Origin of the sequence: Acinetobacter vivianii, assembly GCF_014635885.1 — a bacterium.
GTDB lineage: Bacteria > Pseudomonadota > Gammaproteobacteria > Pseudomonadales > Moraxellaceae > Acinetobacter > Acinetobacter vivianii.
This window is the reverse complement of the sequence record NZ_BMDR01000009.1, coordinates 102,502-119,099: the sequence shown is the minus strand read 5'-3', so window position 1 is coordinate 119,099 and position 16,598 is coordinate 102,502. Positions and strand designations below refer to the sequence as shown.

The following is a 16,598-nucleotide window of genomic DNA, read 5'->3' as shown; positions in this document are numbered from 1 at the left end:
GTAGAGTTAATCCACCCGATCGCAATGGACCCAGGTCTACGTTTTGCGATCCGTGAAGGTGGTCGTACTGTAGGTGCTGGTGTTGTTGCTAAAGTAACTGCATAATCGCCTAGAGTGATAAAAAAACACCCCTTTGGGGTGTTTTTTTTGCCTATTGTTAGACAATCCTTTTGTAAGAGTGTCCTTAACTGATAGCTTGCTGTCCCAAACTGCACTTATTTGATTTGCATAAAAACGTAATATAAAACGCAAGAAACAGATAAAAGTGCTCAGTGGAATGTTTCACTGAAAAAGGAGTTGGCAGCATGAATGCTAAAGTAAATATTTCAAATCGTGCGGGTGCAAGCTTCCCAGTCCGTCGTATGAATTTTGATTTCGATCAAGTACCAGAATACTGGATGGATGGTTCAGCAGGTTTAACCCATTTCATGACAGGTTTATCTGCACTGTTTCCAGATGGTGAGAAATTATTTATTGATGCGGTACGTGCAGTTCGTTACTACCCAGCGATTAAAGACAACGAAGAACTACAAAAAGAAATCAGTGCGTTTATTGGTCAAGAAGCCATGCATACGCAAGAGCATGTTAACTTTAATGCTTCTGCACAAAAATATGGTCATGATGTAAGAACTTTAGAGCAAATCACTGGGCGTTATATTCAATTTGCCTTAAAGAATTTTTCTAAAGTGGTTAAACCATTTGGTATGACCAGAGAAATGGTCAACCTCACCGCAACAACTGCCTTAGAGCATTTCACTGCGACCATTGCTTCTGAGTTATTGCGTAATCAGCATATTCAGGACTTAATGACCGATGAGACCATGTCGTATATGTGGTTTTGGCATGCAGTCGAGGAAAATGAGCACAAAGCCGTAGCCTATGATGTTTATGAAGCCGTATTTGGTAAAGGTTTAAAAGCTTATAGCTTGCGTACTTCTGCGCTGGTATTTGCGATGGCCTTGATTTTTATTCTTCAGTCCTATTTCACTTTACGTTTGCTTCAACAAGATAAGAAGCTGAACTTTAAAGAATTGGCGATGATTTATAAATATGGCTATAGTCCTTCAAAAGGAATTATTACTGGCATGGCAGGCGAGATGCTAGCTTACTTTAAACCAGGCTTCCATCCAAATGATCTGGATACGGTACAGTTGTTAAAAGACTGGAAAGCGAAACTCGGTTTCTAATTTTCTTATCTTCAAATAAATCGATGTAAAAGGGCAATTTTAATTGCCCTTTTTCTTTTTTACTCATTCATTTCATAGATGATTTTTCAGTGTGACGACATGTCCTAAGATGATGCTTTTCTGACCTTATCTGCACTTATTCGATGCACTGAAAAGGGCGTATAAAAGAAGTATCAGATATGGTTTATGAAGAATATTCACGGATAGGAGAAAAGGGTATGAATGCTAAAGTCAATATTTCAAACCGAGCTGGCGCCAGTTTTCCTGTACGCCGAATGGATTTTGAATTTGGTGAAGTGCCACGTTATTGGGCAAATGGAGATGCTGCCTTAACACATTTTATGACTGCGCTTTCAGCACTATTTCCAGAAGGTGAACAATTCTTTGTGAATAGTACACGTGCGGTGCGTAATGATCCTAAATTGGCTGATCCTAGATTGCAGAAAGAAATCAGTGCTTTCATTGGTCAGGAAGCCATGCATTCGAAAGAGCATTTGGCCTTCAATGCATCCGCACAAGCTTATGGATACAATGTCCGTGAGATGGAAGCGCAAACAGGGCGCCTGATTAATCGAACCATCGGTATAACATCTAAACTATTGAAACCTTTCGGCTTCACCAAAGAAATGATCAGTTTGACTGGTACGTGTGCTTTAGAGCACTTTACCTCGACCATTGCCGAAGAATTATTGAGTAATCCAGACATTCAAGCGATGTTTATGGATGAGACCATGTACCATTTATGGATGTGGCATGCGGTCGAAGAAAATGAACATAAAGCAGTAGCCTTTGATGTGTATGAATCTATGTATGGGCAGGGCGCTAAAGCCTATTTGATGCGGTCATTGGCCTTGGTTATCGCAATGGGCCTGATCTTTATTACTCAATCTTATTTCACTGCAAAACTATTGAAAGTCGATGGTAAGTTGACATGGCGTGATACCCGATACATGTTGAAATTTATGTATGGTTATAAAGGTTTTATGACGCGTCAGATTCCAACTTTACTTTCGTTCTTGAGACCGAAGTTTCATCCAAATGACGATGATACGACTGAATTACTCAATAAATGGCGGGCCGAATTAGGTTTTAATCTGAGTTAACTCCAACGGGCAGTAAAACTGCCCATTTTTTTATTCAATTTTTAGCTGAAATTGTCGATAATTTGCATCAGTATTTTATAGAGTGAAAGATTGTGATTCGATTGATGCAGGAGCGTGATCTGGAAAGCGTGGCAGCCATTGAGCGCTTAGTGCAAACACATCCATGGAGCAAGCAACAATTTCAGGAATCTTTAGCTTCGTATCAATGTACTGTGTATGAGCAAGCCAATCAGGTGGTGGGGTTCTGTATTTTGCAACCTGTTCTGGATGAGGCAAACCTGTTGCTTATGGCAATTCATCCAAGTCAGCAGGGCAAAGGACTTGGTTATGCTTTATTGGATGATTCTATTCAGCAATTAAAAAACAATCCGATTCAGATTTTTTTAGAAGTGCGTGAGAGCAATAGTGCTGCGATTCGTTTATATGAAAAAACAGGATTTCATCAAATTGATTTGCGCAAAAATTATTATCCGAATCCTGATGGTTCCAGAGAGCATGCCGTGATTATGGTCAAGACATGCACAGATGATTTTGCTGCGTTATTTAATAATTAAATTATTCCACTCGGAAGGCAGTGTACTCATCAATGAATTCCCCAATTGATGAATTTCATTGTCTGAAAGTGGACGATTGAGTCTGCGCCATTGTCCATCCAATAATAATTCGAGTGGTGTATATTGCGATTTATAATTCATTTTATCTGAATGCGGTACCCAATAACCCAGATATAAATAATCCAGATTCAAGCTACGTACATATTCAATCTGTTTAAGGATGGCGAATACACCCAGTGAACGGCGTTGTTCATCTGGATCGAAGAAGGTGTAAACCGCAGAAAGACCATCATCCATCAAATCACAGGTTGAGACAGCAATTAATTTTTGGTCTTTCCATAGTTCGATAAAGAAGCTTTCTGTGCAGCTATGCACTAGAAACTTTTCAAATTGATCCAGACTGGCGGGATACATATCACCATCTGAGTGGCGTTCATTGATATAACGTTCGTACAAGTCGTAATGCTGTTGAGTGGCTTGCGAGGTCGGCAAAATACTCATTTCTAAATCTTGATTACGTTTCCATGCCTTTTTCTGGCTGCTATTCATGCTGAATTCCTGAACAGGGACACGGCAAGATAGACATTGGCGACATAAGTGACATTCAGGACGATAAACAAAATCACCACTACGACGGAAACCAACCCGAGAAAGTTCTGACAATGTCACCACATCAATACGGTGAATCGGGTCAAGAAATACCATCCGGGCAGATTTATTATCGAGATAACTACAATCATGCGGTGGTGTAATGTAGTACTGTAAGTCATTTAAAAGGGACTTGGGTTGGTATGATTTCATTAATCTGTCCCTCCAAGGTGTTAATCCGTTAACCGTCTAATGTGCCAAAAACTGCTATTGTTTTACTTGAAAATACACGTTCTTGATAACTTTTCCAATTGATAGAGGGGGCAATAATTACATCTTGTAACGATTTAAGATAGGCTTGGCGAGAAAGTGTACTCGCACCAAGGCTTAAAAGATGATCATTGACCAGTTGGCAATCAATCCACGGAAGCTGATTTTCCTGCCCGATCAGCATTAAGGTATAGAACGCCATTTTCGAAACATCGGTTTCAGTACTAAACATCGACTCACCAAAACAGCCTTTGCCTATGGTAACGCCATATAAGCCACCTACCAGCTTCTCTTGTTGCCAGACTTCAACACTATAGGCATAGCCCGCTTTAAATAAGTCACAATAGCCTTGAATAATGTCTTCACTGATCCAAGTTTCATTGGCATAACTGCGCGGTAAAGAACAGGAACGAATGACCTCTTCAAAAGCATGGTTAATGGTAATTCGGTAATCATGCTTTTTCATATTGCGAATGAGTGACTTACTGGGCTTGTATTGTTGTGGTTCAATCACACAGCGCGGTTCAGGACTCCACCAGCAGATCGGCTCATCTTCATTGAACCAGGGGAACAGACCGTGTGTGTAGGCTTCAAATAATGTAGACGGACTAAGATCAGCACCGATACAGATAAAGCCTTGGCCTTCCGGATCTGCTTCTACAGGATCTGGAAAAATATATTGCGAGGGTGGAAGCTGTTGCATAGCAAAGAAAGTAAATAGGAATGATTCTAAACTAACTGAACTGAGTAGGAATGGCAATCTTGAAGATTGCCATTTGCACTAAGCGCTTAATTAAATAAGCGCAGTTGTTTGGCAATTTGCAGCTTTTTGCTGTCTAGGAAAAATTGAGCCTTGGCTTGAATGACCTCCAGACTCTTTTCTCGATCAGATACAGTTTTACCTTCACTATCCAGTACTAGCCAGTTGAGCTGGCTAATGACATTTTGAACATAGTCTGCAAACTCAGTTGCTGATTCTAAGCCATCAATGAAATGTGCGCGGTAGAACAATTGCTGGAAATGATCGGCTGGAATACCGATACCTGTAATCGGGCTAATTAAGACATTATAGTTTTGATGAAAACTTGCCTGTTCCAATAAATAATGATTTAAGCGATGACTTTGTTGCATTATTTCATTATTCGGTTCCAGTGTCTGACAGGGTTGGGCCAAACCTAGATGAGATAAAATCACCAAAGCATTGAGAATCTGAGCGTAATTCAGTTCTGGAAAACTTTGTTCCAGTTCAGCAATAGTGATTGGACGATAGTTTTCTTCTGCAAATTTATTGCCGATCGGGGTATAGATATCTTCAATTAAATTAAATGTTCCTAAAAGTCCATTGATACTATGAGGCAGTTTTTCTTTGGCAGTCAGTAAAACGAAGGCTGTTTTTCTCAAACGCTCCTGAACTTGCAATGGGGTCAAATTATTTTTGCCACGAATAAATAAATCGCGTCTAAATTGGGTATTGGCAAAATAATCACGACATTGTTCTTTGAAAATAGGATGTTCTATCGCATTTAAAAAGTTCTGATGCTCTTGGGAGAAGTTAATGCTATCTAAATGGGTATTTAAATCAGTAGAGCCTGCATAAGATAATTTGATCTCATCTAAAATTCGCACCACTTGCTGGAAAGAGAAGCATTGCCAGTCCTGATTGAGATATTCATGAATCAAGTAGTTGGGATTTTGTTGTTTAAGATCGGCAACTTTCTGAACCGCATTTGGATTACGTTGTGCAAAAATCGGATTCTGTTTGAGCAGGTCTTCGCTAAAGCTGAGCGCCTCATTGACCTTTTGCAGGGGATTGGTGCTTTTGCTATTAAATTTGAAATGACTATGAAATAGTTCACGGATTGGCATATTGGCTGCCCAGCCTGTGACGCAGTTGTAGCTGATATAGACAATGCCATTAGGTTTTAAGAACTGACGGATAAATTTTAAAATAATGTGCTGATTTTCGTGGCTAATCCAGCTCCAGATGCCATGTAAGCTGATTGAGTCAAACATGGGTAAATCTTGACGGTTGAGTAGCTCTTCAAAACTGTCGTCATAAAAATAATGCTCAACCTTACTTTGCTCCGCCAGTTGATTGGCATGTGCGGCGTGTGCTGGGTTGAAGTCGGTGCCATAAAAGCTGGCTTGGTTGCTGGTGGCATGAATATTAATACTGACACCTTGCCCAAATCCAAGTTCGCAGTGATTCTGGTTTTCCTGAAAGTCTGGACTATCGATCCCATTTAATAATAAACAAAACTTTTGGAAATTCGGGCTGAGATCTCGATAATAACCGTAGGTATAATTCACTTCTGTTTGATAGCCATTTGTCCAGGTCGTTGTCATTTATCTATCCTATTCATCAATGTATTTCTATCTATTAAAAAAAGCAGCTTTGTCTAAAAAGTCATCATTTTTGATTGTAGGGATGCTGGCATAAAAAAACCACCAATGTCTGGTGGTTTTTAAATTGTGGCCCGATTAGTTTAAATTATCGAGATATTTCTCTGCATCGAGGGCTGCCATACAACCTGAACCCGCTGAAGTAATCGCTTGACGGTAAACGCTATCTGCAACATCGCCTGCAGCGAATACACCTTCAATTGAAGCAGCAGTTGCATTACCAGCAGTACCACTGTGTACTTGAATATAGCCATCGCGTAAATTCAACTGACCATCAAACATACCGGTATTTGGTTTATGGCCGATTGCAACAAACAGACCTTGTACCTGAACGTCCTGAGTGCTTTCATCTTGAGTTGATTTAATACGAACAGCGGTTACGCCGGTATTGTCGCCCAAGACTTCATCGACTTGATGATTCCAGATAATGCTGATTTTGCCTTCTTTTTCTTTGGCAAAAAGGTGATCTTGCAAGATCTTTTCTGAACGTAAGCTATCACGACGGTGAACAAGTGTGACATGTGCTGCAATATTCGAAAGATAAAGTGCTTCTTCAACTGCTGTGTTACCGCCACCAACAACCATGACATTCTGGTTCTTATAGAAGAAACCATCACAGGTTGCACATGCGCTTACGCCTTGACCCATGAAAGCTGCTTCAGATTCAAGACCTAAATATTGTGCAGTTGCACCTGTTGCAATAATCAGCGCATCACATGTGTACTCTTCCATATCACCTTTGAGGACGAATGGACGAGTCTTAAGATCAACTTCATTGATATGATCATAGACGATTTCTGTACCAAAACGTTCCGCATGAGCTTGCATACGTTCCATAAGTACAGGACCAGTTAATCCTTCAGGGTCACCAGGCCAGTTATCAACTTCAGTCGTCGTTGTTAATTGACCACCAAGTTGTATACCAGCAATGAGTGTCGGTTTGAGGTTAGCACGTGCTGCATAGACTGCTGCGCTATAACCTGCAGGACCAGAACCCAAAATAATTAACCGTGAGTGACGAGCGCTCATTAAAGAACATCCTTTTTATATTGAAACTGCTAAAATTATACGTGAATCGAGAGGGGAGTGGGGTAAATCGATCCGGATAATATTGATTAACTCAATCGAATTGAGCTATATCAGTGCAGAATGTTAACAACAACAGTAAACAATCGTGCATCTTTTTTGTAAGAACGAGTGCATAATATAAAACTTATTGATTAAGGTAAGTTAGACCTTAAAAGATACCAACAAATAACGAATTGGGTTACAGGACTGTATATGACTGCGGTGTCAAGTGTTTATGCACAACGCTTTTTAATGACATTATTTTTGATTTCCTTTGGCATTTATTTATTTCTTGCCACAGTAACTTATACACCGTTTGATCCTGGGTGGATGCACATTTCCAGCGATACCCAACAGGTTTCGAATGCAAGCGGTGTGGCAGGTGCTTGGATCGCAGATTTACTCTTTGGATTTCTGGGGTGGGCGAGTTTGCTTATTCCTTTGTTCCTGTTTATAGAAGCCATTCAGGTCTGGTGGCCAAGAAGCTTTCTGAATCGCCCATTTCGTTATGCTGCCCAGTTTTTCTTAATTCTTTCGATTTCAAGCTTGTTGTATTTGCACTGGAACATGCCCGCAGATACTTTGGACAATGCAGCTGGCGGTATCATTGGTTATGAGCTGGGTGCGAGCTTATCCCAGTTGCTGACGATTTATGGCGCGACCTTGTTTTTACTCGCATTCAGTATTTTGTTGCTGACTTTGGCTTTTGGCATTCAGTGGAACAAGACTTGGGTAACATTGAAAAATACCCCAGCGTATCTTCAAGATCTATTCTATAAAAACGTACCACAAAATGAATCTGCATATGATTTAACTGAGCAGTTGACGCCCGCTGAAACTCCAGCTGTCACAAGTAAAGCCCAAGCTGCGACTGAAAGCTCGGATGATAAAAATGAGACCAAGACCAATCAGGTTCAAGCGAAGCTAATTAAAATTGATGATTCACATCATCAACTCATGGCAGAAAAATTATTTGCCGATGTGGTTGCGAAAGAACAGCAACAAAGCGCTGAACCACAACAAACAACGGCACCTGATGATGACTTTGAGCAAACCTTACAGCGTGCGCATCAATTTGAAACTGAAAGCCAGCGTTTAGTGAAAACAGGTGAAGTATGGCGTGCATTACAACGTGATGATGCCAGCCATAAACAGGAAATTGATGCATTACTGCGTGCTGCTGATGAGTCAGCCCATGTAGCGCCTCAACTTGAACCTGCAGCACATGCTGATGCAGTCATGCAAAAAGGCAATCCTAGCAGTCTGGACTGGAATGATGACCAGATTTTTGATGAGTTATTGGCTGCGGTACCAAACAGTAAAACAGCAACAGATGCGCATACACCGATCATTCAGGCTGTGCCAGCAATGACACACACACCTGTTGAGCAGGAAAACGAGTTTGAAGCAGATATTGAAGCTTTGATTAGTGAGTCTAATCAGGTGAATACGACTCAAAATCACAGCGCTGCTGTGCAAAATCCACTTCAAGAAGACAAACATAATTTTGTTGCTGAAGAGATTGATGAGTTTAACGATCTTTTGGTTGAAGAGGAGCGTGAACAAACCGCTCCGCGTACCACAAGTTATGCGCAATCGTCTGCTTTTGTAAAAGCCCCGATTGAAGTATCAAATGCACCGAAAGAAGCATTGTCTAAAGAAGCCTTTATCGAAGCATGGCAAGAAACTGCGGGTAAAGCAGAGCCTGAAACCGATTTGGATCTTGAAGAAGATTTTGATTTAGATGCACCATTAACAGATGCATTTGGTCGTCCGATATCGCGTGCGATGCAAGTGGCGAAAAAACGTCTTGATTTGCCAACCTTACCAGGTCTGGAATTGCTGGATGAAGTTGATCCAAACAAAAAGGTGAACTTCACTGCCGAACAATTGGCACGTCTTTCTGAATTGCTAGAAATCAAACTGCAAGAGTTTAATGTCAAAGCGCAAGTGGTTGAAGCTCAACCTGGCCCAGTCGTTACCCGTTTTGAACTGGATCTTGCGCCGGGTGTAAAAGCCTCTAAAGTGACCAATATTTCACGCGATTTGGCACGTTCAATGTCGATGGCATCTGTTCGTGTGGTTGAAGTGATTGCAGGAAAACCGTATATCGGAATTGAAGTACCGAATAGCAGCCGTGAAATGGTGCGGTTGATTGAGCTATTAAAAACGCCAGCTTTTGAAGATCCTGCTGGTTTGCTCTCTATGGCGATGGGTAAAGACATTTCAGGCAATCCTGTCATTACTGACCTTGGTAAAGCACCGCATATGTTGGTTGCGGGAACGACAGGTTCTGGTAAGTCGGTTGCAGTGAACTCGATGATTTTGTCGATGTTGCTGAAATATACACCAGATCAGCTTCGCTTGATTCTGATCGATCCAAAACAGCTTGAATTAGCCAACTATAATGATATTCCTCATCTACTCACACCTGTTGTAACCGACATGAAAGATGCAGTTAGCGCATTAAACTGGTGTGTAAATGAGATGGAACGCCGTTATAAACTGATGTCATTCCTGAAAATCCGTAAGCTCAGTGACTATAACCGTAAAGTTGAAGAGGCGATTGCCAACGGTGAAGACCTGATCGATCCAACGTGGAAAGCCAGTGATTCAGTTGTGGGTGAACGTGCGCCGCGTTTAACGCCGTTACCTTCAATTGTGATCGTGGCCGATGAGTTTGCCGACATGATTATGCAGGTCGGTAAAAAGGCTGAAGAAATGATTACCCGTCTGGCGCAGAAATCTCGTGCCGCAGGTATTCACCTTTTACTTGCGACACAACGTCCTTCTGTGGATGTTATTACGGGTCTGATCAAGGCGAATATTCCAACGCGTGTTGCATTACGTGTGAACAGTAAGATTGACTCGCGTACTATTCTGGATGCGGGTGGGGCAGAAGACTTGCTCGGTCATGGTGATATGTTGTTCCTCGGCCCTGGTAAAATTGAGCCTGAGCGTGTACATGGGGCCTTCATTAGCGATGATGAAGTAAACCGTATTTGTGACGCGTGGCGCGAACGTGGTGAGCCAGATTACGTGGATGAGATTCTCACGCCATTTGATGAAGAGCCTTCATCGCGTGGTTTCGAAGATGGTGATGGTGATCCGAGCCGAGATGCGCTTTATGATCAATGTGTCTCTTTCGTTTTAGAAACACGTAAAGCATCAACCTCTTCATTGCAGCGTAAATTTAGCTTAGGTTACAACCGCGCAGCACGGATCATTGACCAGATGGAAGAGAATGGAATCGTAAGCTCAATGGGTGCCAATGGTAAGCGAGACATTCTCGTTTAACGAAAATTATAATTAAAAAAAGCCTCTTTATAGAGGCTTTTTTGCTTTAGATTTTCGAATTTTTATGTGGTAAAAATCACATTTTTTATTTAAGCTTGCCCTTTAAAATCTCAACGTTGAGGTGAGTCGTGTTAGTTGCATTAAGTACGCTAATTTTTATTCATTTCTGTGCATTGATTACACCGGGACCAGACTTTTTTCTGGTTTCACAAACGGCTATTAGCCGCTCTCGTAAAGAAGCGCTTCTGGTGGTACTGGGCATTTGTTTAGGGGCAATGCTGTGGTCACTTCTTGCTTTGATGGGACTCAATATTATTTTTGAAAAAATGGCGTGGCTTAAACAAGGACTGCTTATTGCGGGTGGCTTATACTTGTGTTGGCTTGGCTTTCAAATGCTTCGCTCTGCCTTCTCTAAAAATAATCAAACCATAAATCCAATTAGCTTACCTCAGTCACCTTATTTATTCTTTATGAAAGGCTTGTTGACCAACCTTTCCAATCCTAAAGCGATTATCTACTTCGGTAGTGTCTTCTCACTGTTTTTGGCAAATCCTTTATTTGATCAGCACCATTCTCTACTTTTTATTATTGTTTCGATTGAGACAATTCTATGGTTTGTCTTGGTCGCTTTTGTATTTTCTCTACCGACATTCCGCAATGCATACCAAAATTTTGCAAAATGGATTGATGGCGTGTCTGGTGGGATATTTACCTTATTGGGTGTTTATCTGATTGGAAGTCGTTAATCAAGAAATCAAAAAGCCTGCATCATGCAGGCTTTTTTATAAATGGATTATTCGTCATGCTTTCATTATTCAATATTAAGAAACAACCCCATCAATAAGAGTATCCAGAAGATAGAGCCAATAATAATGACAATAATTTGAGCAGTATTAAATTTTTCCTGTATTACCACATTGAATTCATGCGACTGTCTTTTTGCATCATTGAGTGCTAAAAATGCGGGGACAAGGAAAATAAAACTGAGCGAAGAAATTAACCAATAAGGGTCAGGTAAGCGAGCCAGCAAGAGAGCGAAAACGAGATAGCCGACATACATCCAGCCTGAAGAGAAATCTTGAGCATAGCCTTTTTCTTTGGCATATTCCCTGATTCTCTTGAAGAGTGAATATAAGAAGAAAATAGAAAAAATAGCTCGGGCAGCAGGCATGATATTTAAATTATCTTTTAGTGCCAGAAAACGCCATGCTTTAAAGATCCACCACAGTTCATATAATCCTAAAGAGATAACCGATAAAAAGATAAATTTCTTCAGGCTAATGATGGTTAAATCGGCTAGATGATGATTTACAGGAGCATTTTCAAATACGCTTGTGTTTTGGTCAGTCATTGTCTTTCTTAAAATAGAGAGGTTAAAAATATAAAAATTATGAGTTGGAGTTATTAATCAGAGCATGTCAAAAATATCATTATTTTAATTAAAACCACATAATTTACGCGTCAATTTGTTCATATTGATAAATTATGTGGCCTTTATTCTAGAATTGATTAAGCAAATTTCGCTAAAACTTCCAGAAAACCCTCTTTCTGGCGAGGAAATTGTGCAATCACATCATGAATGCGTTGGCCTTCAGGATTGGTTGCATTCAAGTCACGACCATCTGCCAAAAACTTGGTAATCAAGCGCTCATAGTCATTTGGGCGCATATGTTTGAAGGCATGATAGAGCACATGAAAGTCGGCATTTACGCCAGCTGGAGGAAGCTGGTTAAGGTAGGCAAACACACGCTCATCTGACCATTCTTCATTGAAAGTTGCTGGCTGTGATAATGCCATGACAATCTCCTCAGTCTTATAAAATAATAAAGGCAAAATATGAGGCAGGATGAGAAAAGCATCGCTTTTCCCTACCGCAACACTAGAAGCTAGGCTTCAAGTGGGGAGGGAAAAGAAAAGTCATACTTTTCAAATTCTACGACGTATTTTGCCCTTATTTACGAAAAATCGCTAATGAAAAAACTTCTAACGATCTTCAGGTAAATTGATATTCATTTCTAGCATTTCAATGTTTGCTTCTGAGCGAACCTGCATTTGAATATGCTGTTCATCTACCCCACGAACATAACGACTCACGACCTGCATGATTTCTTTTTTCATTTGGTCGATTTTGTCTTGGCCTAAGCGACGGCCCAAGCCTTGTTCAGAGGCAACAATAACTTTTAAACGATCTTTGGCAGTTTGTGCACTTGATGGTTTTTCATCACTGCTAAAAAGTTTACTCCAGAATCCTGCCATAATTACGCTCCAAATAGTCTAGCTAACCAACCTTTTGGCTGTACTGCAATGTGTCGATAAGGACGGTCTTCGCCAAGGAAGCGAGCCACTAAGTCATCATACGCTTGTCCAGCTTTTTCTTCTGAATACAGAATCACTGGTTTACCTTCGTTTGATGCTTGAAGTACGCTTGGGCACTCAGGAATTACACCCAGAGTCGGCACACGTAAAATATCTTTAGAAATATCGTCGATCGTTAACATTTCCTGTTTATCAGCACGTTCCGGATTGAAACGGGTGATACATAAATGCTTACGGATGCGACCTTCGTTTTGTTCAACTTTTTTGGTCTTGCTATCAAGCATACCAATAATACGGTCAGAGTCACGTACTGATGAGATTTCAGGATTCGTCACAATGATCGCTTCATCTGCATGATACATTGCTAAAATCGCACCACGCTCGATACCAGCAGGTGAATCACAGATGATGTAGTCGAATTCTTGAGAAAGTTCGTCGATCACACGTGCAACACCTTCATCACTCAACGCATCTTTATCGCGGGTTTGTGACGCAGGGAGAATATATAAGTTTTCAATATCTTTATCACGGATGAGTGCTTGTTGTAAGCGAGCTTCATTATTGATGACATTGACAAAGTCATAAACTACACGGCGTTCGCAGCCCATGATCAAATCAAGATTACGTAAACCCACATCGAAATCGATCACAACAGTTTTATGACCACGTAGGGCTAAACCTGTTGCAAAAGATGCGCTTGTTGTAGTTTTACCTACACCACCTTTGCCTGACGTTACGACAACAATTTTGGCCACCGAATCCACTCCTATTTATGGTCATACGCCCCTAAAAGGGCTTTTTTGGTGTTTAATGAGATAAATTAAAACTGCAAGGCCTCAAATTCAAGTTCTTGCTTGTTATTTAAATAAATATGTACAGACTTTTTGATCATATCTTTTGGAATATCATCTGCAACACAATAGGTTCCTGCAATCGAGATTAATTCGGCTTCTAACGAGTGGCAGAAAATACGTGCTGCAGTTTGTCCACCTGCACCTGCAATGACTCTACCACGAGCATTGCCATAAATGTGAATATTTCCAGATGCAATGACTTCCGAACCACTATTCATGCCTGCATTTAAAATGATATCACCCTGATCTTGCACCAAACATTGGCCTGTACGCAAAATTTCATCATGATACGAGGTGATATATGCATTCGATGTGTTTTTTTGTGGTGTTTGTATTGCTGAATTATCCGCTGCTTTCGCTGGAGCTGGATCAACCACCTGTTCTTTAGATGCCTTGATACGTTGCAATGGCTGATCTACGGGTAGAACAGGGAATTGAATGGCGCGGGCTTCATCACCCAGAATGCCATCAATCACAGCCATAGGCTGTAAACCTAGATCAATCAAAAGCTGAATTAATGCAATCAGTTCTTGCTCAACAGTACTGTCAATAATGACCAATGTACCGATATAAGAACCTTCATTCAGCGTGCTGGTAAGTTGCTGTCGGATTGCATTATGGTCATTTGTGTCGAACGTGAGTCGACTAAAATTCACCATTCTGCCCGTAATCCGTATATCAGCCATAATTTATCCTTCAGGGCTTTTTAAGCGCTCTATTGTGTTAAAGCAGTTGTAAATAAAAGCAAATGCTAGAACAAATTACACGAATTCTCTAGCTCGATTGGTAATTTTTCTTGTAATCATTCCGCTTTTTTATCCAATTGATCAGATTCTTGCAAAATCTGCTGCCATTGCTTCACTTTTACTTGTTTTCTTATCGCTTCAAGGCTTTCAAATACGACAGATTCGACCAGTTCTTCCAGATATTGATTATCAATATTCAACTGGCTGACTTGCTCTGCAATATATTGATAATTTTCATTTGGTCGTTGAGTTGAGCCTGCCGTAAATGGCTCGATCAAACCCGCACTGATATTTTCACCTAAACGTTGACCAATACTTTGAATCTGTTGCTCGATTCTTCCCCCAACAATCGGAATCAGGCGTAAGAGTTGCGTCAGTTCAGGCGTATCTTCAATGGCCTGATTGACAATAACGCCGACTTTTTGGGTAATTAATGGTTGCTGTTGTTGTAACGCTGTTGCAAGTGACTCTTGTAGCAGGGAAGCCAAGGTGACCGTAAACAGTTGTCGATGATGATCAACCAGATCATGAATGATTTTTTTGTGCTGTGAACTGGTTTGCAGCTCATGACGAATGCCATCAATCACGGTGATGACTACACGATCTGATAATTCTTCCATGACTACGCGATAATAAAAGACGGCTTTAATCCGGATTCCATCTGGTACGACTTTGTAGCCCAGCTCATACAAACGATAAGCGATGATCCCGGCACGGAATAAACGTAAAAAACGGAAATGCGGGATCACCGCAAGAATTTCATACCAGTGAATGAAAGGGAAGAACCACCAACGTGCATGGTGTTTTTGTACAATTGAAAGAAACCAGCGAATGACCAGTTCTACAATTAAAAAGATAATAAACCATGCTTCAGTGGTAATTACCCACGGGTGTAAATGGGTTCGATAAAACTCCAGCACCGTCGGGAGTTGGATGGTATTAAAAAACCAAGACCCGATATTGCTCATCAGGAAAAAGTTCATGCCTAAGCAGAACAGGTTAAAAACAATAATAAAAACCATAAAAATGTCATAGACCAAAAACAGCTTAAAGAATTTGCTGTTCGGATTGACATAGTTATATTTAGAGTTCTTTCCTGAGTCCTGCTGGGTCATGTCTTACTACAATTCCTTTTGAAACTATTGCTGGTATTTGGCTTTCATTTGGCTAATGAGCTGGTCTTTTTCAGTCCAGATCTGATCCACCCATTTCTGGAAGCGTTCACGATAAACGGGATCATCCTCATAATTACCACCAAGTACCCACTCTGGAATATCTATTTTACGTAAATCTACTGCAATGCGAGACACATCACCGAGCCAGAATTCGCCGTAACCAGGCGCACCGTCTGGATAAACAATAGTCATATCGACCAATGCATCAATTTTATCTCCAAGAATATTTAATGCTAACGCAAGACCGCCTGCTTTAGGTTTAAGCAGGTTTTGATAAGGGGATTGTTGTGCAGCATGTTTTTCAGGAGTAAAACGGGTTCCTTCTAAATAGTTGAGTAGGGTAAAAGGTTGACTAAGTAGCTGTTCACAGGCTTTACGTGCTTCCAGCATATCGCGTGATTTTAGTTCGGGATTCTTCGCGATTTGCTCTTTTGTATGACGTTTCATCATCGGGAAGCCGAGGATTTTAAATGCTTGCCCGACAAATGGAATAAAAATAAGTTCCCATTTGGTAAAAAAGCGGGTGAGCGGCATACGGGTTAGGCCAAAATATTGATTGACTGTGGTATCGACCCAGCTTTGATGGTTACACATCATCATATATCGACCTTGCAGATTCAGGTCGAGGCTTTTATCAATACTGATATCCCAGTGTAAATCTGGCAATACATTGTCAATTAACCAGTTATTTACCCCTAACCAACTGTTGGTAATCTGAATATTGGTTTCGTCTACTTTTGATGATTTTTTAAATAATTTGGTTAAACCTAATGCCAGTACAGGTGGGCCATGAAAAAATGTACTTCCTGTAATGACTGAACTAACGGTTAATCCTTTACTGACTTTTTGCAATAAGGACGCTTTTTTATTGGCGTTAGACATAAATCGAGCCTTGAGTGCAGATGTTTGAAAAAAGAGATGTTCCAACTATAAACAACAGATGTTGAAATACAACTGTATATTTTCAGATGTTGACAATTTTTATATATTTAGGCGGGTTAACACTGCTTTTTCCGATTAAATGTGATTTTTGAAGG

The 16,598-nt window shown here is 40.6% G+C and carries 17 protein-coding genes; 6 read left to right on the top strand and 11 right to left on the bottom strand.

Annotated elements, in window-relative coordinates:
- The 4 genes from IEV36_RS16390 to rimI all read left to right on the top strand — a co-directional run.
- Positions 1–105 (top strand): EF-Tu C-terminal domain-related protein (locus tag IEV36_RS16390; RefSeq protein ID WP_074166867.1); only part of this gene is annotated, 105 nt, incomplete at its 5' end.
- 200 nt (positions 106–305) lie between these two features.
- Complete coding sequence (locus IEV36_RS16385; protein WP_004770935.1) at positions 306–1,187, top strand: metal-dependent hydrolase; 882 nt, start codon at positions 306–308, stop codon at positions 1,185–1,187.
- A 218-nt stretch (positions 1,188–1,405) separates the two neighbouring features.
- A complete protein-coding gene (locus IEV36_RS16380) occupies positions 1,406–2,290 on the top strand; it encodes a metal-dependent hydrolase (RefSeq protein WP_005256368.1) in 885 nt (294 codons plus the stop codon).
- A 92-nt stretch (positions 2,291–2,382) separates the two neighbouring features.
- Entirely contained in the window at positions 2,383–2,844 is a 462-nt protein-coding gene (rimI, locus tag IEV36_RS16375; RefSeq protein ID WP_188393553.1) for a ribosomal protein S18-alanine N-acetyltransferase, read from the top strand.
- On the opposite strand, the gene IEV36_RS16370 is transcribed toward rimI, so the two are convergent.
- From IEV36_RS16370 to trxB, 4 genes are all read right to left on the bottom strand, one after another.
- Entirely contained in the window at positions 2,830–3,645 is an 816-nt protein-coding gene (locus IEV36_RS16370) for an arginyltransferase (RefSeq protein WP_005256372.1), read from the bottom strand. The genes rimI and IEV36_RS16370 overlap by 15 nt on opposite strands.
- Positions 3,646–3,673: 28 nt before the next feature.
- Positions 3,674–4,405 (bottom strand): leucyl/phenylalanyl-tRNA--protein transferase, encoded by a 732-nt coding sequence (gene aat / locus IEV36_RS16365; protein WP_005256374.1) that lies wholly within the window; start codon positions 4,403–4,405, stop codon positions 3,674–3,676.
- An 86-nt stretch (positions 4,406–4,491) separates the two neighbouring features.
- On the bottom strand, positions 4,492–6,048 hold the full coding sequence (locus IEV36_RS16360) for a methyltransferase regulatory domain-containing protein (protein ID WP_005256376.1): 1,557 nt from the start codon (positions 6,046–6,048) through the stop codon (positions 4,492–4,494).
- Positions 6,049–6,183: 135 nt separating this feature from the next.
- Positions 6,184–7,134, bottom strand: a complete 951-nt coding sequence (trxB, locus tag IEV36_RS16355; protein WP_005256378.1) for a thioredoxin-disulfide reductase — start codon at positions 7,132–7,134, stop codon at positions 6,184–6,186.
- 252 nt (positions 7,135–7,386) lie between these two features.
- Between trxB and IEV36_RS16350 the strand changes: the two genes are divergently transcribed.
- Positions 7,387–10,470, top strand: coding sequence for a DNA translocase FtsK (locus tag IEV36_RS16350; RefSeq protein WP_005256379.1), 3,084 nt, complete (start codon positions 7,387–7,389; stop codon positions 10,468–10,470).
- A 128-nt stretch (positions 10,471–10,598) separates the two neighbouring features.
- Positions 10,599–11,216, top strand: a complete 618-nt coding sequence (gene rhtC, locus IEV36_RS16345; protein WP_005256380.1) for a threonine export protein RhtC — start codon at positions 10,599–10,601, stop codon at positions 11,214–11,216.
- A gap of 65 nt (positions 11,217–11,281) precedes the next feature.
- Here the strand turns inward: rhtC and IEV36_RS16340 are convergent, their stop codons facing one another.
- The 7 genes from IEV36_RS16340 to yihG form a co-directional block, all read right to left on the bottom strand.
- Complete coding sequence (locus tag IEV36_RS16340) at positions 11,282–11,821, bottom strand: hypothetical protein (protein ID WP_005256381.1); 540 nt, start codon at positions 11,819–11,821, stop codon at positions 11,282–11,284.
- Positions 11,822–11,979: 158 nt separating this feature from the next.
- Positions 11,980–12,267 (bottom strand): PA4642 family protein, encoded by a 288-nt coding sequence (locus IEV36_RS16335; RefSeq protein WP_004770953.1) that lies wholly within the window; start codon positions 12,265–12,267, stop codon positions 11,980–11,982.
- A 186-nt stretch (positions 12,268–12,453) separates the two neighbouring features.
- Positions 12,454–12,726: a cell division topological specificity factor MinE gene (gene minE / locus IEV36_RS16330; RefSeq protein WP_004655180.1), complete on the bottom strand. Its 273-nt coding sequence runs from the start codon at positions 12,724–12,726 to the stop codon at positions 12,454–12,456.
- A gap of 2 nt (positions 12,727–12,728) precedes the next feature.
- Positions 12,729–13,541, bottom strand: a complete 813-nt coding sequence (gene minD, locus IEV36_RS16325; protein WP_004770954.1) for a septum site-determining protein MinD — start codon at positions 13,539–13,541, stop codon at positions 12,729–12,731.
- Positions 13,542–13,606: 65 nt separating this feature from the next.
- Positions 13,607–14,326 carry a septum site-determining protein MinC gene (gene minC / locus IEV36_RS16320; protein WP_005256382.1) on the bottom strand — a complete coding sequence of 240 codons (720 nt, stop codon included), beginning with the start codon at positions 14,324–14,326 and terminating at the stop codon, positions 13,607–13,609.
- A gap of 116 nt (positions 14,327–14,442) precedes the next feature.
- Positions 14,443–15,501: a hypothetical protein gene (locus tag IEV36_RS16315; protein ID WP_005256384.1), complete on the bottom strand. Its 1,059-nt coding sequence runs from the start codon at positions 15,499–15,501 to the stop codon at positions 14,443–14,445.
- A gap of 24 nt (positions 15,502–15,525) precedes the next feature.
- Positions 15,526–16,443 carry a 1-acylglycerol-3-phosphate O-acyltransferase, YihG family gene (gene yihG, locus IEV36_RS16310; protein ID WP_005256385.1) on the bottom strand — a complete coding sequence of 306 codons (918 nt, stop codon included), beginning with the start codon at positions 16,441–16,443 and terminating at the stop codon, positions 15,526–15,528.
- Positions 16,444–16,598 lie beyond the last annotated feature (155 nt).

Excerpts from the sequence above, each read along its gene's own strand:
- yihG (WP_005256385.1), bottom strand. The coding sequence starts at position 16,443 with ATGTCTAACGCCAATAAAAAAGCGTCCTTATTGCAAAAAGTCAGTAAA.
- IEV36_RS16385 (WP_004770935.1), top strand. The coding sequence starts at position 306 with ATGAATGCTAAAGTAAATATTTCAAATCGTGCGGGTGCAAGCTTCCCA.
- IEV36_RS16360 (WP_005256376.1), bottom strand. The coding sequence starts at position 6,048 with ATGACAACGACCTGGACAAATGGCTATCAAACAGAAGTGAATTATACC.
- IEV36_RS16350 (WP_005256379.1), top strand. The coding sequence starts at position 7,387 with ATGACTGCGGTGTCAAGTGTTTATGCACAACGCTTTTTAATGACATTA.
- minC (WP_005256382.1), bottom strand. The coding sequence starts at position 14,326 with ATGGCTGATATACGGATTACGGGCAGAATGGTGAATTTTAGTCGACTC.
- IEV36_RS16340 (WP_005256381.1), bottom strand. The coding sequence starts at position 11,821 with ATGACTGACCAAAACACAAGCGTATTTGAAAATGCTCCTGTAAATCAT.
- IEV36_RS16380 (WP_005256368.1), top strand. The coding sequence starts at position 1,406 with ATGAATGCTAAAGTCAATATTTCAAACCGAGCTGGCGCCAGTTTTCCT.
- IEV36_RS16370 (WP_005256372.1), bottom strand. The coding sequence starts at position 3,645 with ATGAAATCATACCAACCCAAGTCCCTTTTAAATGACTTACAGTACTAC.
- IEV36_RS16315 (WP_005256384.1), bottom strand. The coding sequence starts at position 15,501 with ATGACCCAGCAGGACTCAGGAAAGAACTCTAAATATAACTATGTCAAT.
- aat (WP_005256374.1), bottom strand. The coding sequence starts at position 4,405 with ATGCAACAGCTTCCACCCTCGCAATATATTTTTCCAGATCCTGTAGAA.
- trxB (WP_005256378.1), bottom strand. The coding sequence starts at position 7,134 with ATGAGCGCTCGTCACTCACGGTTAATTATTTTGGGTTCTGGTCCTGCA.
- IEV36_RS16335 (WP_004770953.1), bottom strand. The coding sequence starts at position 12,267 with ATGGCATTATCACAGCCAGCAACTTTCAATGAAGAATGGTCAGATGAG.
- minE (WP_004655180.1), bottom strand. The coding sequence starts at position 12,726 with ATGGCAGGATTCTGGAGTAAACTTTTTAGCAGTGATGAAAAACCATCA.